The organism is Nitrospira sp. M1 (assembly GCF_965152605.1).
In genome coordinates this window covers 4,052,142-4,065,525 of record NZ_OZ224217.1, presented here as the reverse complement: position 1 = coordinate 4,065,525, position 13,384 = coordinate 4,052,142, and the positions used below count along the sequence as shown (strand labels likewise).

Sequence of the window (13,384 nt, the reverse complement as noted above, 5' to 3'; positions counted from 1 at the left end):
GGTTCGTCTGAATCGAGTCGTATTGAAACGCTGGGGCGGGAAAATTATCGAATTGGATTTACGGCTAAATAGTCACAGATGAATGCAAACACCAGTTCATCAAGATGTTGAGAAATGGTGTCGAGTCCGCCTACGGTTAACACACCTTGTTCCCAGGTAATGGCATGTCCGCCTTTGGCATCATGAATTAAGGCCACATGTTGGTGAACTTCCAAGTCGATTCGGCAGGCAAAACGTTTTCGTTCTAAGGGAAGGGCTGCTAAATTTACATAGAGATAGGGTTCTCCCGGAAGCTTGGCGGCTTCTTTTTCTTTCACAATACGAATGCCGGCTGTCCCGAGTTGCCCTTCGACTCGTGACCGTATGTCTCGACGCGTGACCGTTCCTTTAAGTTCTGCCCCCAAATCTTCTACGACGACATAGATGCCTTCCATGCCTTTCAACGACTTTCTTTTCAACATAATACGCCTTATCTCCTCATGGCTCGATCCAACAGTGTCTCATCGATTGGCTTGAATGTGATTGTCAGGTGGGGTGATCTTACCAGAGGCTTGTTGCGAAATTCTTGCTTTCTTTTTGTCTCGATCTACAATCCGAATTTTTTTCGAGCTGTCATGGTCAATTCGTCGGTTGCTCCAAACATGATCAGCCAAACTTGTTGAGGGAAGTCGTATCGTTCCCCGTTATTGAATGATTCCAGAAACTCATTCAGAGCTGTATGGTGTTGCAGGTTGTCACATGCGTGATCATCGAACACGCATTGGTTGATGTAGTTTTTCAACACGTGTGGTTCTGAGCCTGCGATGGTATGTGGGAATTGGAGTTTCTTGACTCCATAGGGAATATGAAGATTATCTAAGGTCTCTGTGATGTCCTCTGCTGTGATATAGGGCCTGCGGGTATCTGGATAGACTATTTGGTTATAGAGGTTGTAGAGGCGATGATACAGCGCATCGGATGAGGCCAAATAGATGAGGGCAACACCATTGCGTGGATCGAGAAGCGCCTGTAGTTTTTTCGTGATGTCTTCTAATGCTTCGTGCTGAACACAGTATAACGATTGCAGGCACCAAATAATCTGATAGCCCTCTGATGGGCAGCGAGAACGTTCGAGGGATTCTAGAGTGGTGTCTAGCGCCGTATGTGGTGTAAATGGAGGGGCGAGGGTTTTCTTTAATTCATCTAAGCTGTGTTGAGAAGGGTCAAGATAATCGTAGCGCACGCGGATGCGATCCGAAATGTGTGAGCCGAGCATCGTGGGAAATTTCCCGGTCCCACATCCGACATCAAGGAGCTTTATGGGAGAATTGAAGGACGAAAAGAACTGGCTAAAGTCGAAAGCCTTGATCAGCTCAGAATAATCGCGTTCAGCGACCTGAAACCAAAGCTCCTTTTCGAGTGTCCCGTGTTGATAGTAGCGTGTCGATAGTTCATGGTTGAGGTTGGCTGCGTTCATATCAGACATGTGAAAACCCTAGTGCAGTGAGTTGTTCCCTGAGTTTTGGCGCGGTTGAGGGAACGTTCACGTTCGTTCGATGGAATTCCCGCCGGATGGGATAATGTTTCCTGAGACCATCAAACAGTTTCGCTCTCTCGTCTTTTGATTCATGAAGGAGCGCCTTCATGCGTGCATGGTCGGCTTCGAGATCATAAATCTTGGTCGTGAGCATTCGCAGGTCTTCTTCCATGCTGTGTGAAGGGTCGACCGTCAACATGGGGACAATAGGGTCAGGGAGGGAATGTGATGGGTCCCACCGTGGGGCAATGCCAAGATGTTGGCATAGCGCTGTGTAGATCATGTATGTTCCCATGGCTTTGCCATCGAGAGAATGTCCAGCGATATGGGGTGTGCCGATCGTGACCGCTTCGAAGAGGTCCCAATTGATGCGCGGTTCATGCTCCCAGACGTCGATGACGGTTGGCCCGATGCGTTTGCGTGTGATGGCCTCGAGCAATGCCTGCGTTTCAACCACCTCTCCGCGTGAAGCATTGATCAATATCGTCGATGGGTTCAGATAGGCCAGCGTGTCGCGGTTAATCAAGTGATGAGTCGGAAAAGGTCCATGCTGTGTGAAGGGAACGTGGAGCGTCACGATATCGCATGCGAGAGTTTCTTCGAGAGCGTGATGATCAATTTCATCAGTCTCTGCCCGTAATGGGTCATTAAGGATTGGCTTCATGCCTAATGCTTCGGCTTTGTGCTTGACCAGTCGACCAATGTTCCCAACACCCACAATTCCGATAGTTTTTCCAGACAGTTTGAAGTTGTGTTGACAGGCTAAGATGAGTAACGCGGTGATGACATATTCGGCAACAGAATTGGCATTGGAGCCTGGTGATGAGGCGAATCCAATATTCTGAGAGTGGAGATACGATGAGTCGATATGATCGACTCCTGCAGAAGCCGATCCGACAAATTCAACAGTGCTGCCGCGTAATAACGCCTCATTGATTTTGGTGATGGATCGAACGAGAAGGACATTGGTTGCTTTCAGGCTGGCCGAGGTAATGGATCGTCCCGGAAGCATCGTGATTGTTCCTAATGTGGAAAAGGCTTCCTCGACATAGGGGATGCTTTCTCCAGCGACGATGGAAATGGGGCGTGTCATACGTGTTGTTCCATGTAAGCCATACTGTGCACTTCGATGGTGGCAGTCTATATAATATGTTTCATGTCTTGTTGGCAATGAAGAAGGGAAACCCTGAAGCATTGTAACAATTATTATTCATGAATTTTTACCAAAGGGAGTGATTGATGAAAAAGGCGACGACGGCAAAGAGTCAAGCTTCAACACAGGGAAAAAAGTCCGCCAAGGCGACCAAAGCTACTAGTTCCAAAGCAGAAGCCTCCCCCGCGGCTACGTTGAAAGTTGGGCAGAAGGCGCCAGCCTTTACGCTGTTAGATGATACGGGAAAGACTGTGAAATTATCTGACCTCAAGGGCAAAACGGTTGTGTTGTTTTTTTATCCCAAAGACGATACGCCTGGTTGTACGAAGGAGGCATGTTCATTCAGAGACGGGTTGCGTGACATTCGAAAACGTGGAGCCATCGTATTGGGGGTGAGTCCAGACTCAGTGGAATCGCATAAAAAATTCTCGAAAAAATTTGAATTGAATTTTCCGCTCTTGAGCGATGTCGACAAGAATATGTTACAGACATATGGTGTTTGGAAAGAGAAGTCTATGTATGGGCGTAAGTATATGGGTGTTGAACGGACCACTTTCATTATTGATGGAAAGGGGAAAGTTGCCGCCGTGTTCCCGAAGGTGAAAGTGGAGCAGCATTTTGATCAGGTGCTTGATGCGTTACAAGAGATGTCCGCCACATAATAGTCAATGGCGTAATCATATTTGAGATGTGAAACGCATACCTATCGCCTTTAGGCGTGTCATGACATGACGGGCTGTGAATCCCATCAAGTCACTGCTTGTTACTTGATGGAGTGACTCTGACGATGGTGGGAGGCGGGTAGGGTTTTATAGGCGGTCCAACGATCACGTCCTTGAGACTTTGAGGCATACAACGCCTGATCGGCAGCTCCGATCATTTCGTGTGCCGACTCAAATATATGTCCGTCTTCAAGCGTCGCAATGCCGAGCGATACCGTCACGGCGAGGGATTGGTTTGGTCCAACATCATGGGTGTGGAGACGAAAGGCGGTATTGATTCGATTGCAGACAGTCTCTGCCATCGGGCCATTGACTCCTGGCATCACTACGAAAAATTCTTCTCCTCCATACCGTCCGACTATGTCGGTATTCCGTGTTTGCGCTTTGAGAATTTCCGCGACTGCTCTGAGAATATTATCACCGTGTTGATGGCCGTAGGTATCGTTGACTTTCTTGAAATGATCCAAGTCGACGAATAAAAAACTCAACGGAGCGGTATTCATCGATGCTGCTTCAAACGTGGTCTCGATCACTTCGTCTAGATATGAGCGATTGTACGCGCCCGTCAGCGAGTCTAAGCGACTGGATTCTTCCAAGTTGTGATAGCGAGTTTCCAAAATGACGGTATTATGCTTCAATGCTTCCACTTGTTTGAAGGCCTGCATATTTCGAATTAAGAGTGCTTCTTTTGCGGTTTCCAATAGTGTCTCTGCTGACAGGTTGTCTTGAATTTTGCATTCAAACAAGTCTTCAGATTGAGACACGAGTCCCTTCAGTTTCGTGAGGATTTCGGTGAACGTTTCTGGTGTAAATCCCAGCCACTCTTTCCCTTTTTCCGAAACATCAACAACCTGTTGTCCTTTGGCATGTGTCAGGTATAACTCGGCAATCATGCCGGAAAGTGCGACGCACCGAATAAAGTGTATGCGATCATCCGTGGCGGGCACGCGCTCAGGATCATCACTGGCACTGATCGCCAGCTGTAGTCGTTCTGGGAGATTCCAGTTGCCGAGCAGCCAGCCCCCGACTGCGGCATGGGTCGTCCCAATGTGTTCTTGCTCATAGGCAATGACGTGGCGATGAGATGTCTGGTTGAACGTGGGATGTTTGTACAATTTGGGGAGAACTCGATCCAACGCTAACATGCCGATGTCTTGCATGAGTGCGGCGGTAAATAGTTCCTCGAGTGATACCAGTGAGCTTGCCTCCCCAATGGCTCGAGAAATCGAGGCCCCAATTAATGCGCGTTGCCAGTACTGTGGGTAATTCAGGCCATTCGTTTTTTCACCACGAAAAGATTTCACCAACGAGAATGAGAGGGCTAAGGCAAGAATTCCATTGAGCCCGATAATGAGCGTGGCTTGCGCTAAGGTTTCAACGTTTCGTCGATTGGCGTAGAGAGGAGAATTGGCGACGCGTAAAATTTTGATGGATAATGCTGGGTCCATCTGCAAGATCTTAGCGATGGCTTGAATGTCCGCTTCCGGATCATGAGCCAGCTGAATAAGTTCCGATGCGACCTTGGGGGGACTCGGTAGCGTCGAACAGGCTTTCAGTTTTGATTCAAGGTCTTGATGCATTGTGTTCAGAGCCCAGTCTGGCACATAGGCCATCCTTCATCCATTGGTATATCTATGGTGTAGGTCTATCATGAGCGAATAATCTTAACTGCGGTCCTCTCGGGCGATACACGACTTTTTTCTGGGGCAGATACGACTCGAGGAAGGAGTCGTAGCCTGCAGTCTTTTCTTTTTTCGGTCAATTTTGAGGAAAAATTAACGATATAGCGGATCAAAATACACATCAGTATGCTTAGGCACGGTCGTTAAAGACTCAGCTGAGCCTAACGAGCACTCATTGTTGTGATCTGGCTGCAACTATTGCCTTGTACAGGTGTCCTTGGACACGGTTGTTGAGTGACCCAGCTGAGCCTGACGGGCACTCATTGTTGTGATCTTGTTGTAACTCAGTGTGTCGATTACAGGTGTCCTTGGACACGGTTGTTGAGTGACCCAGCTGAGCCTGACGGGCACTCATTGTTGTAATCTTGTTGTAACTCAGTGTGTCGATTACAGGTGTCCTTGGACACGGTTGTTGAGTGACCCAGCTGATGCTGATGGGCACTCATCGTTGTGATCTTGTTACAACTCAGTGTGTCGATTACAGGTGTCCTTGGACACGGTTGTTGAGCGACCCAGCTGATGCTGATGGGCACTCATCGTTGTGATCTTGTTACAACTCAGTGTGTCGATTACAGGTGTCCTTGGACACGGTTGTTGAGCGACCCAGCTGATGCTGACGGGCATTCATTGTTGTAATCTTGTTGTAACTCAGTGTGTCGATTACAGGTGTCCTTGGACACGGTTGTTGAGTGACCCAGCTGAGCCTGACGGGCACTCATTGTTGTGATCTTGTTGCAACTCAGTGTGTCGATTACAGGTGTCCAAGTGAGGATTTTTAACGCGGTATCACATGCTTCAAGAGTCGGGAAGTTATAGCCGTTTTTTTAACTTTCGCATGTACGATGTATGTTGTTGCGCTGTGTATGTAATGTACATGCGGTTGAATGTTCTATGGTTTCGCTATAATTGAATCGGCTATCTATCGATGAGCAACATGGGCAACCGATAAAGCCCAAGGTTGCTTGAGCTTCATCGATCATTTGTCAAAAGACATGTGGGAGGAGGGGCCAAGAAAATTGATTAGTTCAATAAGATGTCTTTGGCGTGCGTATACGAAGGGCTTTGCATTCGATTAAGGTCTAGCCGGACAAACCCCAATCCTGCAACACACAGTTCAAAGTTTGTTGAGAGGGCTTGAAAGAGCGCTGGCGGTTCTTTGTCTTCAGAGCGTTGGCATGTGGCGACTATTCCGTATGAGCGTTTTCCGGCTTTGACGTAATCGACGAGAAAGTCTTTATGATGAATGAGTCCAGAGCATTTCATGCGACTCAGATATTCTGGGAATAATCCCGCCATAAAGAGCGTCAGGTCTCCAATGTGGCGATGGACGTCTCGCTCTTTGTCTACATCAGAATCTTGGTTGAGGACTTCTGCTTCATAGAGTAATTCAACCACGGTTTCTATGGTTTGTCCTTCTTGGTTTTTAATCTGGGCGAGTTGATCGACATGTGCAAATTCAACAAGCAAGTTGGACACGTATTCGGTAACTTGAAAGTCTGGCCACCCTAATGCTTCGGAAAAGGTACGTTCGGTTAGGGCACCAAAGAGCTGTCGAAGGGGGTGGTGTTCTGAGACGGTGGTTTCCATAAAATGAACCTCCCTGGCACAGGTAGAATGACAATGCGTACATTGCCACAATCGATTCCTTCTGTACAAATTTATCGGTCTTGTCTTAAGCACTCTTAATAGTTATTTACTCCTTCATTCTTCTGCGTATCAAGTACGAGTGTGACTGGCCCCTCGTTTTCGAGTGACACGACCATGTTTGACCCAAAGATGCCATGCTCGACATGAATGCTGTGGGCACGAAGGTTTTCAATGAATAATTCATACAATGCTTGCGCTTCATCTGGAGGCGCGGCCTCTTCAAAGCTTGGACGCCGTCCTCGTGTCGTATTAGCCAGGAGTGTAAATTGAGAGATCACTAAGGCCGAGCCGTTGATGTCTCGGATGGATTGATTCATCTTTCCAGCTTCATCGGAGAACAATCGGAGTACTGCAATTTTCTCTGAAAGCGAATCGGCATGGTAAGGTGTATCACCACGAGCCACTCCCAAGAGAATGGCCAGTCCTCGACCAATGTGGCCAACAACCTGATTGTGAACTTCCACGCTGGCCTGTCGAACCCGTTGGAGGATCACTTTCATACTGGGTCTCCTCTCGCCCGTTTCCTATGCTCACATTCGAAGCTTTTTTTTCACGATCTGCCAAATGCCCGATAACTCTTCTGACTTCAGCAAGAGATGCGTGCCGAAGTACCCTACCATGCTGACTCCGATCCCACCCGCGAGTATGCTGATTTTCATGATGAACATTCCTGTTTGTTCCCATACCGTTAATTGAGCAGTCCACAGGCAGACGAAGGCAAGAGGGAGTAAGGCTATAGTCGTTCGACATACTGATTTTGCGAGGCGTGTCCAGTTAAGCCCTCCAAGCCGACGGGTGAGAATCGTAAGCAGGATGCACGCATTGAGCATTGACGCACAGGCTGTAGCCAATGCGAGGCCAACGTAGTCAAGGGATTGCATGAGGATAAGGGCAAGCGCGATATTTGCGCACATGCCCACGACCGCAGCAATGGCAGGGGTTTTGGTATCCTGAAGTGCGTAAAAGGCCGTGGCCAGGATTCGATATCCAGCAAATGCCCACAGTCCAAAAGAGAAGGCGAATAACGCGGCTGCTGTTCGCGAAGTATCTTCAGCCGTGAAGGCTCCATGTTCAAAAAAAATGTGGATTATCGGTTCCCCCAATAACATGAGTCCAAGCATGGCAGGTAAAATGATAAAGAGAATTGACCGTAATCCATAGTTGACCGTGTCCCGAAGATCATCCAGTGATCCACTGGCGGCCTGTGTTGACAGGGTTGGGAGAATGGCTGTTGCCAGCGCGACGCCGAAAATGCCAAGCGGAAATTGGATGAGACGCATCCCATAAAACAGGTACGTCGGACCGCCTTCGAAGTAGGAGGCGAGAATTGTACTCACTGTTAAATTGACTTGCGTGACAGATAAGCCGAGCAAGGTGGGGAGAATCAATCGTCCCATTTGCCTGACGCCAGGGTGTCCTGGCTGAAATTTCCAGGTCAAGAGGAAGCCACGTTTGTAAATGGCTGGCAATTGCATGACGAATTGTGCAAGGCCTCCAACCACGATGCCAATGCCGACTCCGATAATTGGTTGTTCGAACAACGGAGTGATGCCCAAGGCAAACGTAATCACCACAATATTAAAAAATACCGGAGCAAGAGCAGGCACTGCGAATGCACGAAGGGCGTTCAAAATCCCCATCGCGAGTGCAGCTAAACTCACAAACAGGAGATAGGGGAACATGACCTGGGTGAGTAATGTCGTGGTGGCGAGTTGAGCCGCTTCGCCATGAAAGCCAGGGGCTAGGAACCACACAATACTGGGAGCCGCGAATATGCCGATTAACGTTACGAGTGTGACAATGGTCAGGAGTGTGGTGAATGCTGCACTCGCCAGTTCCCATGCTTCTTCTTTTGATCGCAGTGTATGATATTCGGTAAAAACCGGTATGAAGGCAGAAGACATTGAACCTTCAGCGAAGAGTTCTCTGAGCAAGTTGGGGATTCGATACGCCACGTAGAAGGCATCGGCTGCTGCGCTGGCTCCGAACAACTGCGCAATGACCACATCACGTATGAAGCCGAGGATGCGGCTACTAAAAGTTGCGGCGCCAATGACTCCGGCAGCACTCGTGACAGAATGGGTCTCTACCTGGCGGGCAGGTGTGTGAGGTGTTGTCTGGGGATCAGACATTCTACGATACTAGCGGAACCTTTCGAAGGAATCTACGGATGAGTCGATTGAAGGTTGAAGTCATGTAGTCGTGCGTGATTTTCCGTACACGCCATGTTCTTGGATAGAAGGACAATGGTTTTTCTTGATATAAAAACATTTTTTGAATTTAGAGGTGCCTCTAAGTCCTCATAGGGGTTGCTATGTGTAGGCGCCGGGACCCGTTCAGTTTGTGAATTGACACCTAGGAATGGTTGCTTTAGCATCCAGACCTTTTCCAAATAATTCCAGTGAACATGCATACGTCATCTGATCAGCGACGATTTCCTACGCGCCCGTGGTGTTTTGGCACGGCCTTTACGACTGGGGCGATTGTTATGGCGCTCGAGATTCTTGGGAGTCGTCTCTTAGCACCGGTTTTTGGCAGTTCCTTATATGTGTGGGGAGCCCTCATTGGGGTTGTCCTGGCCGCGATGAGCAGCGGGTATGCCGCAGGGGGATGGCTTGCAGATCGACGGCCTCCCGTGCTTGTGCTTGCACTCCTTCTCCTTGCCTCAGGTGCGTGGACTCTCCTGCTCGCCTGGGTCGGGCAGCCAGTTGTCTTTACCGTTTCACGCTGGCTCGCCGATCCTCGATGGGGCCCGTGTCTCGCTTCCAGTGTGTTATTAGCGGTGCCGGCATTTTGTCTGAGCGGTGTGCTCCCGGCTTTGCTGCGGCTGGCCATCGCCGATATGGGGCATTTAGGACGTCATACAGGGAGTATGATTGCCGTCTCAACCATTGGAAGTTTGGTCGGAACATGGGGAACCTCATTTTATTTGTTAACCTGGCTTGGAAGTGTCACGCTTGTGGCGCTCTTAGGGGTTGTTCAAGTGGTCGTAGGGCTTGTCTGGGGTTGGTGGGCTTGGGGGCTGCGATATACGCGTATGATTCCGATTTTCGGGCTGGCTCTTCTTGGAGGGTGGGGGAGTTTTCACCCGATTTCCGTCTTACCCCCGGCGTTGTATCAAGAAGACAGTCCTTATCAGCAGGTGCGAGTGCGGGATAATGATTTATTTCGATTCCTCATTTTGAATAATACATTTCATGCAGTCATGTGGAAAGTGGCTCCAACCACTCTTGCGCTTCCCTACAGTCAGGTGATGATGGGGCACCTTCCATTAGTCGAGAATCCGAAGCGAGGGTTGATTCTCGGACATGGTGGGGGCTCTCTCGCCAAGTGGCTGGCCCAAGAGTGGCCAGACTTAGAATTGGATGTCGTTGAGATGGATCCTTCTGTGGTGCATGCGGCTGAGCAGTTTTTTGACTATCAACCGCCTGACAATCATCATGTGTATATCCAAGATGCGCGTACCTTCTTGGGTGGGACTCCCGTGCAATACGACATTATTTGGGTTGATGTGTTTGCGCGGCATCTCATTCCTTTTCATGTCACCACGCAAGAATTTTTTGCCGAACTTCGTGCACATCTCACAACCGATGGAGTGGTGGCCGTCAATCTCGCATCCTCTGACGCCAAACCGGATATTCGTCGGGCGCAGGCTGTTCTCACAACGATGCGAACCGCTTTCCCAGATGTTGAAACCTACAGCGTGGCGGGACCGACATGGTTGTCGACGGACTCTGGTGCCGTGAATCTGATCTTTTTTGCTGGGTCGCCTGTTGTTCGAATGCGCGATGAATTGTTTGCGAAGACGCTCGCGTCTTTTGTCAGTCAGAACCGGTTACCCTCTGAAACCTTGAGCTTCTTCCAGTCGGCGCCTCCCGTTCATTTGGAACCTGGCATTACGTTGACCGACGATTATTCTCCCTTAGATGTCCTTCAAGGACAGGGCTAAGTACGCGATTTTTTTAGAGTTAAGTCCCCTGATATTCCAACCGAGGGAAGTGTGTGACGTAGGTTTGGCGTGTATGACTCCTGCTGTCAACATACGTATTGTTATTCACAACCAGTAACGGAGTGAACCGAAATGTGGCCTCGTATTTTGCCATTTGGCGTGTACATGGGATTTATTGCCTTCAGTTCCATGTTAGCCATGCTCTTACCCGTCGGTGACCACACTCAAGATCTCGAGCTGTGGTTGTATCCTGTCAAAGTTCTTGTGGTTGGCGGGTTACTGGTCTTTTTCTGGTCGCGATTTGAAGAACTCAAAAGCCCGATGATTGAAAGCTGGACGGAAGGGTTATCGATTGTCGGTATTGGGATACTCGTGTATGTCTTGTGGGTTCGGATGGATTGGTCCTGGGCAATTCAGGGTGAAATGACGGGGTATAATCCATTTGAACATGAACAGGGTATGGCGATGTTGTTGGTGGGCTTTCGGTTATTCGGGGCATCCATTGTGGTTCCGGTGATGGAAGAACTCTTCTGGCGTTCTTTTCTCATTCGATGGATTATCGATAATCGTTTTAATGTCGTGCCCCTGGGTACGTTTACGATCGGCTCGTTCGCGGCGACTGTGGTCTTATTCGGTCTCGAACATAATTTATGGTTGGCAGGCATGATGGCGGGGGCCCTGTATAACGCTTTGTTATACCGCACCCGTCGGCTTTGGCCATGTATTCTTGCTCATGGCCTGACGAACTTTGTGCTCGGCATTCATGTGCTCGTCACAGAAGAATGGCAATGGTGGTAGGGATGAAAGAGGAGAAAGACTCTTGAGAGACTAAAAGCCTTTCTCCTTCTCTGCACTTATGCGGAAGATGCGGCAAGTTCTTCTTGTGTCGGCCAAAACTTATACCGAATTTGCGGTAATTGTGCGCCGTCGAAATTCGGAATATCATACAAGCAGCGATCAACAATCACGACCTCATCATGGGTAAACTCAAAGGTCTTACGTGACTTGTAGAAATTGTCGAGTATGTAATAATCGCCAGCCTTTGGCCTCTCAAGTAATGCTTCATGCATTTTCTTGAACACGTCGGTGTCAGTTCCTGGCACTCGGCCGTTATTACGCTCAACACACCACTTCATAATTTCAGCCACGCCGTACATACTGAGTTCGATTTTTTTCTTCTTGCTATCAGACATCATATCCTCCTTCTCAATTTTTAGAATCATCTCTATACCACATTCATCTGCGTGTCTCCAAGTCATAGGTCTAACGATAAGTCCGTGAGCGAGACTTTATGTCTATTTCAGGCTAACTTTATGGGCCTATACGGGAAGATATTGTTTTACAAGGACCAGGAAACTTCGTATACTGGGGATCGATTGAATAGCAAGTTGCTGGGAGTTTACGTTTTAGTCTATTTCTGTTGATGTGCACCAAAGGGAATGTTCGGATTGTAGGTTGTCCTATCAGCTCGGACCATTCGTCCATTCATGATTCGTTTTTTACTGCTGCTCCTGCTTTTTCTCGTGACCCTGGGTTGCCCAAAGCAAGAAACCTATCTTCCTCCAGACCTCGTCTACCTATACAAAACCTACCCTGTTGGTAAAACTCCGACATCAGTTAAATCAGGTGATTTGAATGGTGATGGTTTTTCTGATCTCATTACAAGCAATATTCAGGGAAACTCATTGTCTATTCTAATGGGCAATGGGGATGGAAGCTTTCAAGAGCAACGAACTGTCCAAGCCTGTCAGGAGCCAAGGAATTTGGCCCTTGTTGATTTCAACATGGATCGACGGGTGGATTTAGCCGTCGCGTGTTCAGGGAGCAATCAGGTGTTGATCTTTCTCGGAGAAGGGAATGGCACGTTTACGCGTGGAGCGCAGTATCCCGTCCATCGAACGCCAGTCGATCTTGCCTCTGGTGATTATAATGAAGATATGTTACCGGACCTGGTGGTGGCTCTCCGCAATGACAAACTCCAAGTTCTGTTGGGGATGGGGACTGGAAAGTTTCGTCTTGGAGCGCTGTATGAATATGGGGATACGCCGACGTCTGTCAGTACGGCCGACTTTGATGGTGATGAACATCTTGATTTGGCAGTGAGTAACGGAGGGCCTATGAGCCATGCTGTGTCCATCTGGCCAGGCAACGGCGACGGGACGTTTGAATCTCCCACAGATTATCGTACGGGAAAGCGGCCACTCGGGGTCTCATTTGCCGACTTTAATAGTGATCGAAACCTTGATTTATTGGTCGTCAATGGCGAAATGAATACGATTACCGTGTTTCTTGGAAATGGAGATGGAACATTTCAGGATGGCAAAGATTCTGGAGGCGATGCCGGCCCAAATCAGGGGTTAGCCTATGATTTTGATGGAGATAAACTGGCAGATGTTGCCGTGGTCAATATTCAATCGGGGAGTATGTCGTTATTATATGGGAAAGGCGATGGCACGTTTCATTACCCTCCCAAGCACTATTCCACTCCCTATGGACCATTCGCGTTAACTTCATTAATTGTGGCTTCGGGACGAAATGAACAACCGGGATTAGCCATTGCGAATAATTCCGCCAATAGTGTCTCGATATTTCTTCATCACGGCCTACATTCTCGAGGAAATCTAGAATCATCACCAGACTCTTAAGCGCAGAGAAGGGCGATGTCTCTTTCTTGACAGGTTCAAGGCCCTTCGCTAGAGTCAAATACTCTAGTAG

At 48.6% G+C, this 13,384-nt stretch carries 12 protein-coding genes; 4 read left to right on the top strand and 8 right to left on the bottom strand.

Annotated features, from left to right (window positions below; all coding sequences use genetic code 11):
• Nucleotides 1–44: 44 nt before the first annotated feature.
• From ACWHX8_RS18205 to ACWHX8_RS18195, 3 genes are all read right to left on the bottom strand, one after another.
• Nucleotides 45–461, bottom strand: coding sequence for a hypothetical protein (locus ACWHX8_RS18205; RefSeq protein WP_447969556.1), 417 nt, complete (start codon nt 459–461; stop codon nt 45–47).
• Nucleotides 462–586: 125 nt separating this feature from the next.
• Nucleotides 587–1,465 (bottom strand): class I SAM-dependent methyltransferase, encoded by an 879-nt coding sequence (locus ACWHX8_RS18200; protein WP_447969555.1) that lies wholly within the window; start codon nt 1,463–1,465, stop codon nt 587–589.
• Entirely contained in the window at nt 1,458–2,609 is a 1,152-nt protein-coding gene (locus tag ACWHX8_RS18195; protein WP_447969554.1) for a 4-phosphoerythronate dehydrogenase, read from the bottom strand. Before ACWHX8_RS18195 ends, ACWHX8_RS18200 begins: the two co-directional genes overlap by 8 nt.
• A 146-nt stretch (nt 2,610–2,755) precedes the next feature.
• On the opposite strand from ACWHX8_RS18195, the gene bcp reads away from it, so the two are divergent.
• Entirely contained in the window at nt 2,756–3,331 is a 576-nt protein-coding gene (gene bcp / locus ACWHX8_RS18190; RefSeq protein ID WP_447969553.1) for a thioredoxin-dependent thiol peroxidase, read from the top strand.
• 101 nt (nt 3,332–3,432) lie between these two features.
• On the opposite strand, the gene ACWHX8_RS18185 is transcribed toward bcp, so the two are convergent.
• The 4 genes from ACWHX8_RS18185 to murJ form a co-directional block, all read right to left on the bottom strand.
• Entirely contained in the window at nt 3,433–5,004 is a 1,572-nt protein-coding gene (locus ACWHX8_RS18185; protein WP_447969552.1) for a sensor domain-containing diguanylate cyclase, read from the bottom strand.
• A 1,089-nt stretch (nt 5,005–6,093) separates the two neighbouring features.
• Nucleotides 6,094–6,660: a hypothetical protein gene (locus ACWHX8_RS18180; RefSeq protein ID WP_447969551.1), complete on the bottom strand. Its 567-nt coding sequence runs from the start codon at nt 6,658–6,660 to the stop codon at nt 6,094–6,096.
• 95 nt (nt 6,661–6,755) lie between these two features.
• Nucleotides 6,756–7,220, bottom strand: coding sequence for a D-aminoacyl-tRNA deacylase (gene dtd, locus ACWHX8_RS18175; protein WP_447969550.1), 465 nt, complete (start codon nt 7,218–7,220; stop codon nt 6,756–6,758).
• A 30-nt stretch (nt 7,221–7,250) separates the two neighbouring features.
• Nucleotides 7,251–8,852, bottom strand: coding sequence for a murein biosynthesis integral membrane protein MurJ (gene murJ / locus ACWHX8_RS18170; protein ID WP_447969549.1), 1,602 nt, complete (start codon nt 8,850–8,852; stop codon nt 7,251–7,253).
• 275 nt (nt 8,853–9,127) lie between these two features.
• Here murJ and ACWHX8_RS18165 point away from each other — a divergent pair, with 275 nt between their 5' ends.
• Together ACWHX8_RS18165 and ACWHX8_RS18160 are read left to right on the top strand one after the other, a co-directional pair.
• Nucleotides 9,128–10,669, top strand: coding sequence for a fused MFS/spermidine synthase (locus tag ACWHX8_RS18165; protein ID WP_447969548.1), 1,542 nt, complete (start codon nt 9,128–9,130; stop codon nt 10,667–10,669).
• Between the two features lie 132 nt (nt 10,670–10,801).
• Complete coding sequence (locus tag ACWHX8_RS18160) at nt 10,802–11,467, top strand: CAAX prenyl protease-related protein (RefSeq protein ID WP_447969547.1); 666 nt, start codon at nt 10,802–10,804, stop codon at nt 11,465–11,467.
• A 56-nt stretch (nt 11,468–11,523) separates the two neighbouring features.
• Here the strand turns inward: ACWHX8_RS18160 and ACWHX8_RS18155 are convergent, their stop codons facing one another.
• Entirely contained in the window at nt 11,524–11,865 is a 342-nt protein-coding gene (locus ACWHX8_RS18155; protein ID WP_447969546.1) for a hypothetical protein, read from the bottom strand.
• Between the two features lie 291 nt (nt 11,866–12,156).
• On the opposite strand from ACWHX8_RS18155, the gene ACWHX8_RS18150 reads away from it, so the two are divergent.
• Nucleotides 12,157–13,314, top strand: coding sequence for an FG-GAP repeat domain-containing protein (locus ACWHX8_RS18150; RefSeq protein ID WP_447969545.1), 1,158 nt, complete (start codon nt 12,157–12,159; stop codon nt 13,312–13,314).
• Nucleotides 13,315–13,384: the final 70 nt, after the last annotated feature.

Bases quoted from the DNA above. Each gene is read 5' to 3' on its own strand.
- bcp (WP_447969553.1), top strand. From the start codon at position 2,756: ATGAAAAAGGCGACGACGGCAAAGAGTCAAGCTTCAACACAGGGAAAA.
- ACWHX8_RS18150 (WP_447969545.1), top strand. From the start codon at position 12,157: ATGATTCGTTTTTTACTGCTGCTCCTGCTTTTTCTCGTGACCCTGGGT.
- ACWHX8_RS18180 (WP_447969551.1), bottom strand. From the start codon at position 6,660: ATGGAAACCACCGTCTCAGAACACCACCCCCTTCGACAGCTCTTTGGT.
- murJ (WP_447969549.1), bottom strand. From the start codon at position 8,852: ATGTCTGATCCCCAGACAACACCTCACACACCTGCCCGCCAGGTAGAG.
- ACWHX8_RS18165 (WP_447969548.1), top strand. From the start codon at position 9,128: ATGCATACGTCATCTGATCAGCGACGATTTCCTACGCGCCCGTGGTGT.
- ACWHX8_RS18185 (WP_447969552.1), bottom strand. From the start codon at position 5,004: ATGGCCTATGTGCCAGACTGGGCTCTGAACACAATGCATCAAGACCTT.
- ACWHX8_RS18160 (WP_447969547.1), top strand. From the start codon at position 10,802: ATGTGGCCTCGTATTTTGCCATTTGGCGTGTACATGGGATTTATTGCC.
- ACWHX8_RS18200 (WP_447969555.1), bottom strand. From the start codon at position 1,465: ATGTCTGATATGAACGCAGCCAACCTCAACCATGAACTATCGACACGC.
- ACWHX8_RS18155 (WP_447969546.1), bottom strand. From the start codon at position 11,865: ATGATGTCTGATAGCAAGAAGAAAAAAATCGAACTCAGTATGTACGGC.
- ACWHX8_RS18205 (WP_447969556.1), bottom strand. From the start codon at position 461: ATGTTGAAAAGAAAGTCGTTGAAAGGCATGGAAGGCATCTATGTCGTC.
- dtd (WP_447969550.1), bottom strand. From the start codon at position 7,220: ATGAAAGTGATCCTCCAACGGGTTCGACAGGCCAGCGTGGAAGTTCAC.
- ACWHX8_RS18195 (WP_447969554.1), bottom strand. From the start codon at position 2,609: ATGACACGCCCCATTTCCATCGTCGCTGGAGAAAGCATCCCCTATGTC.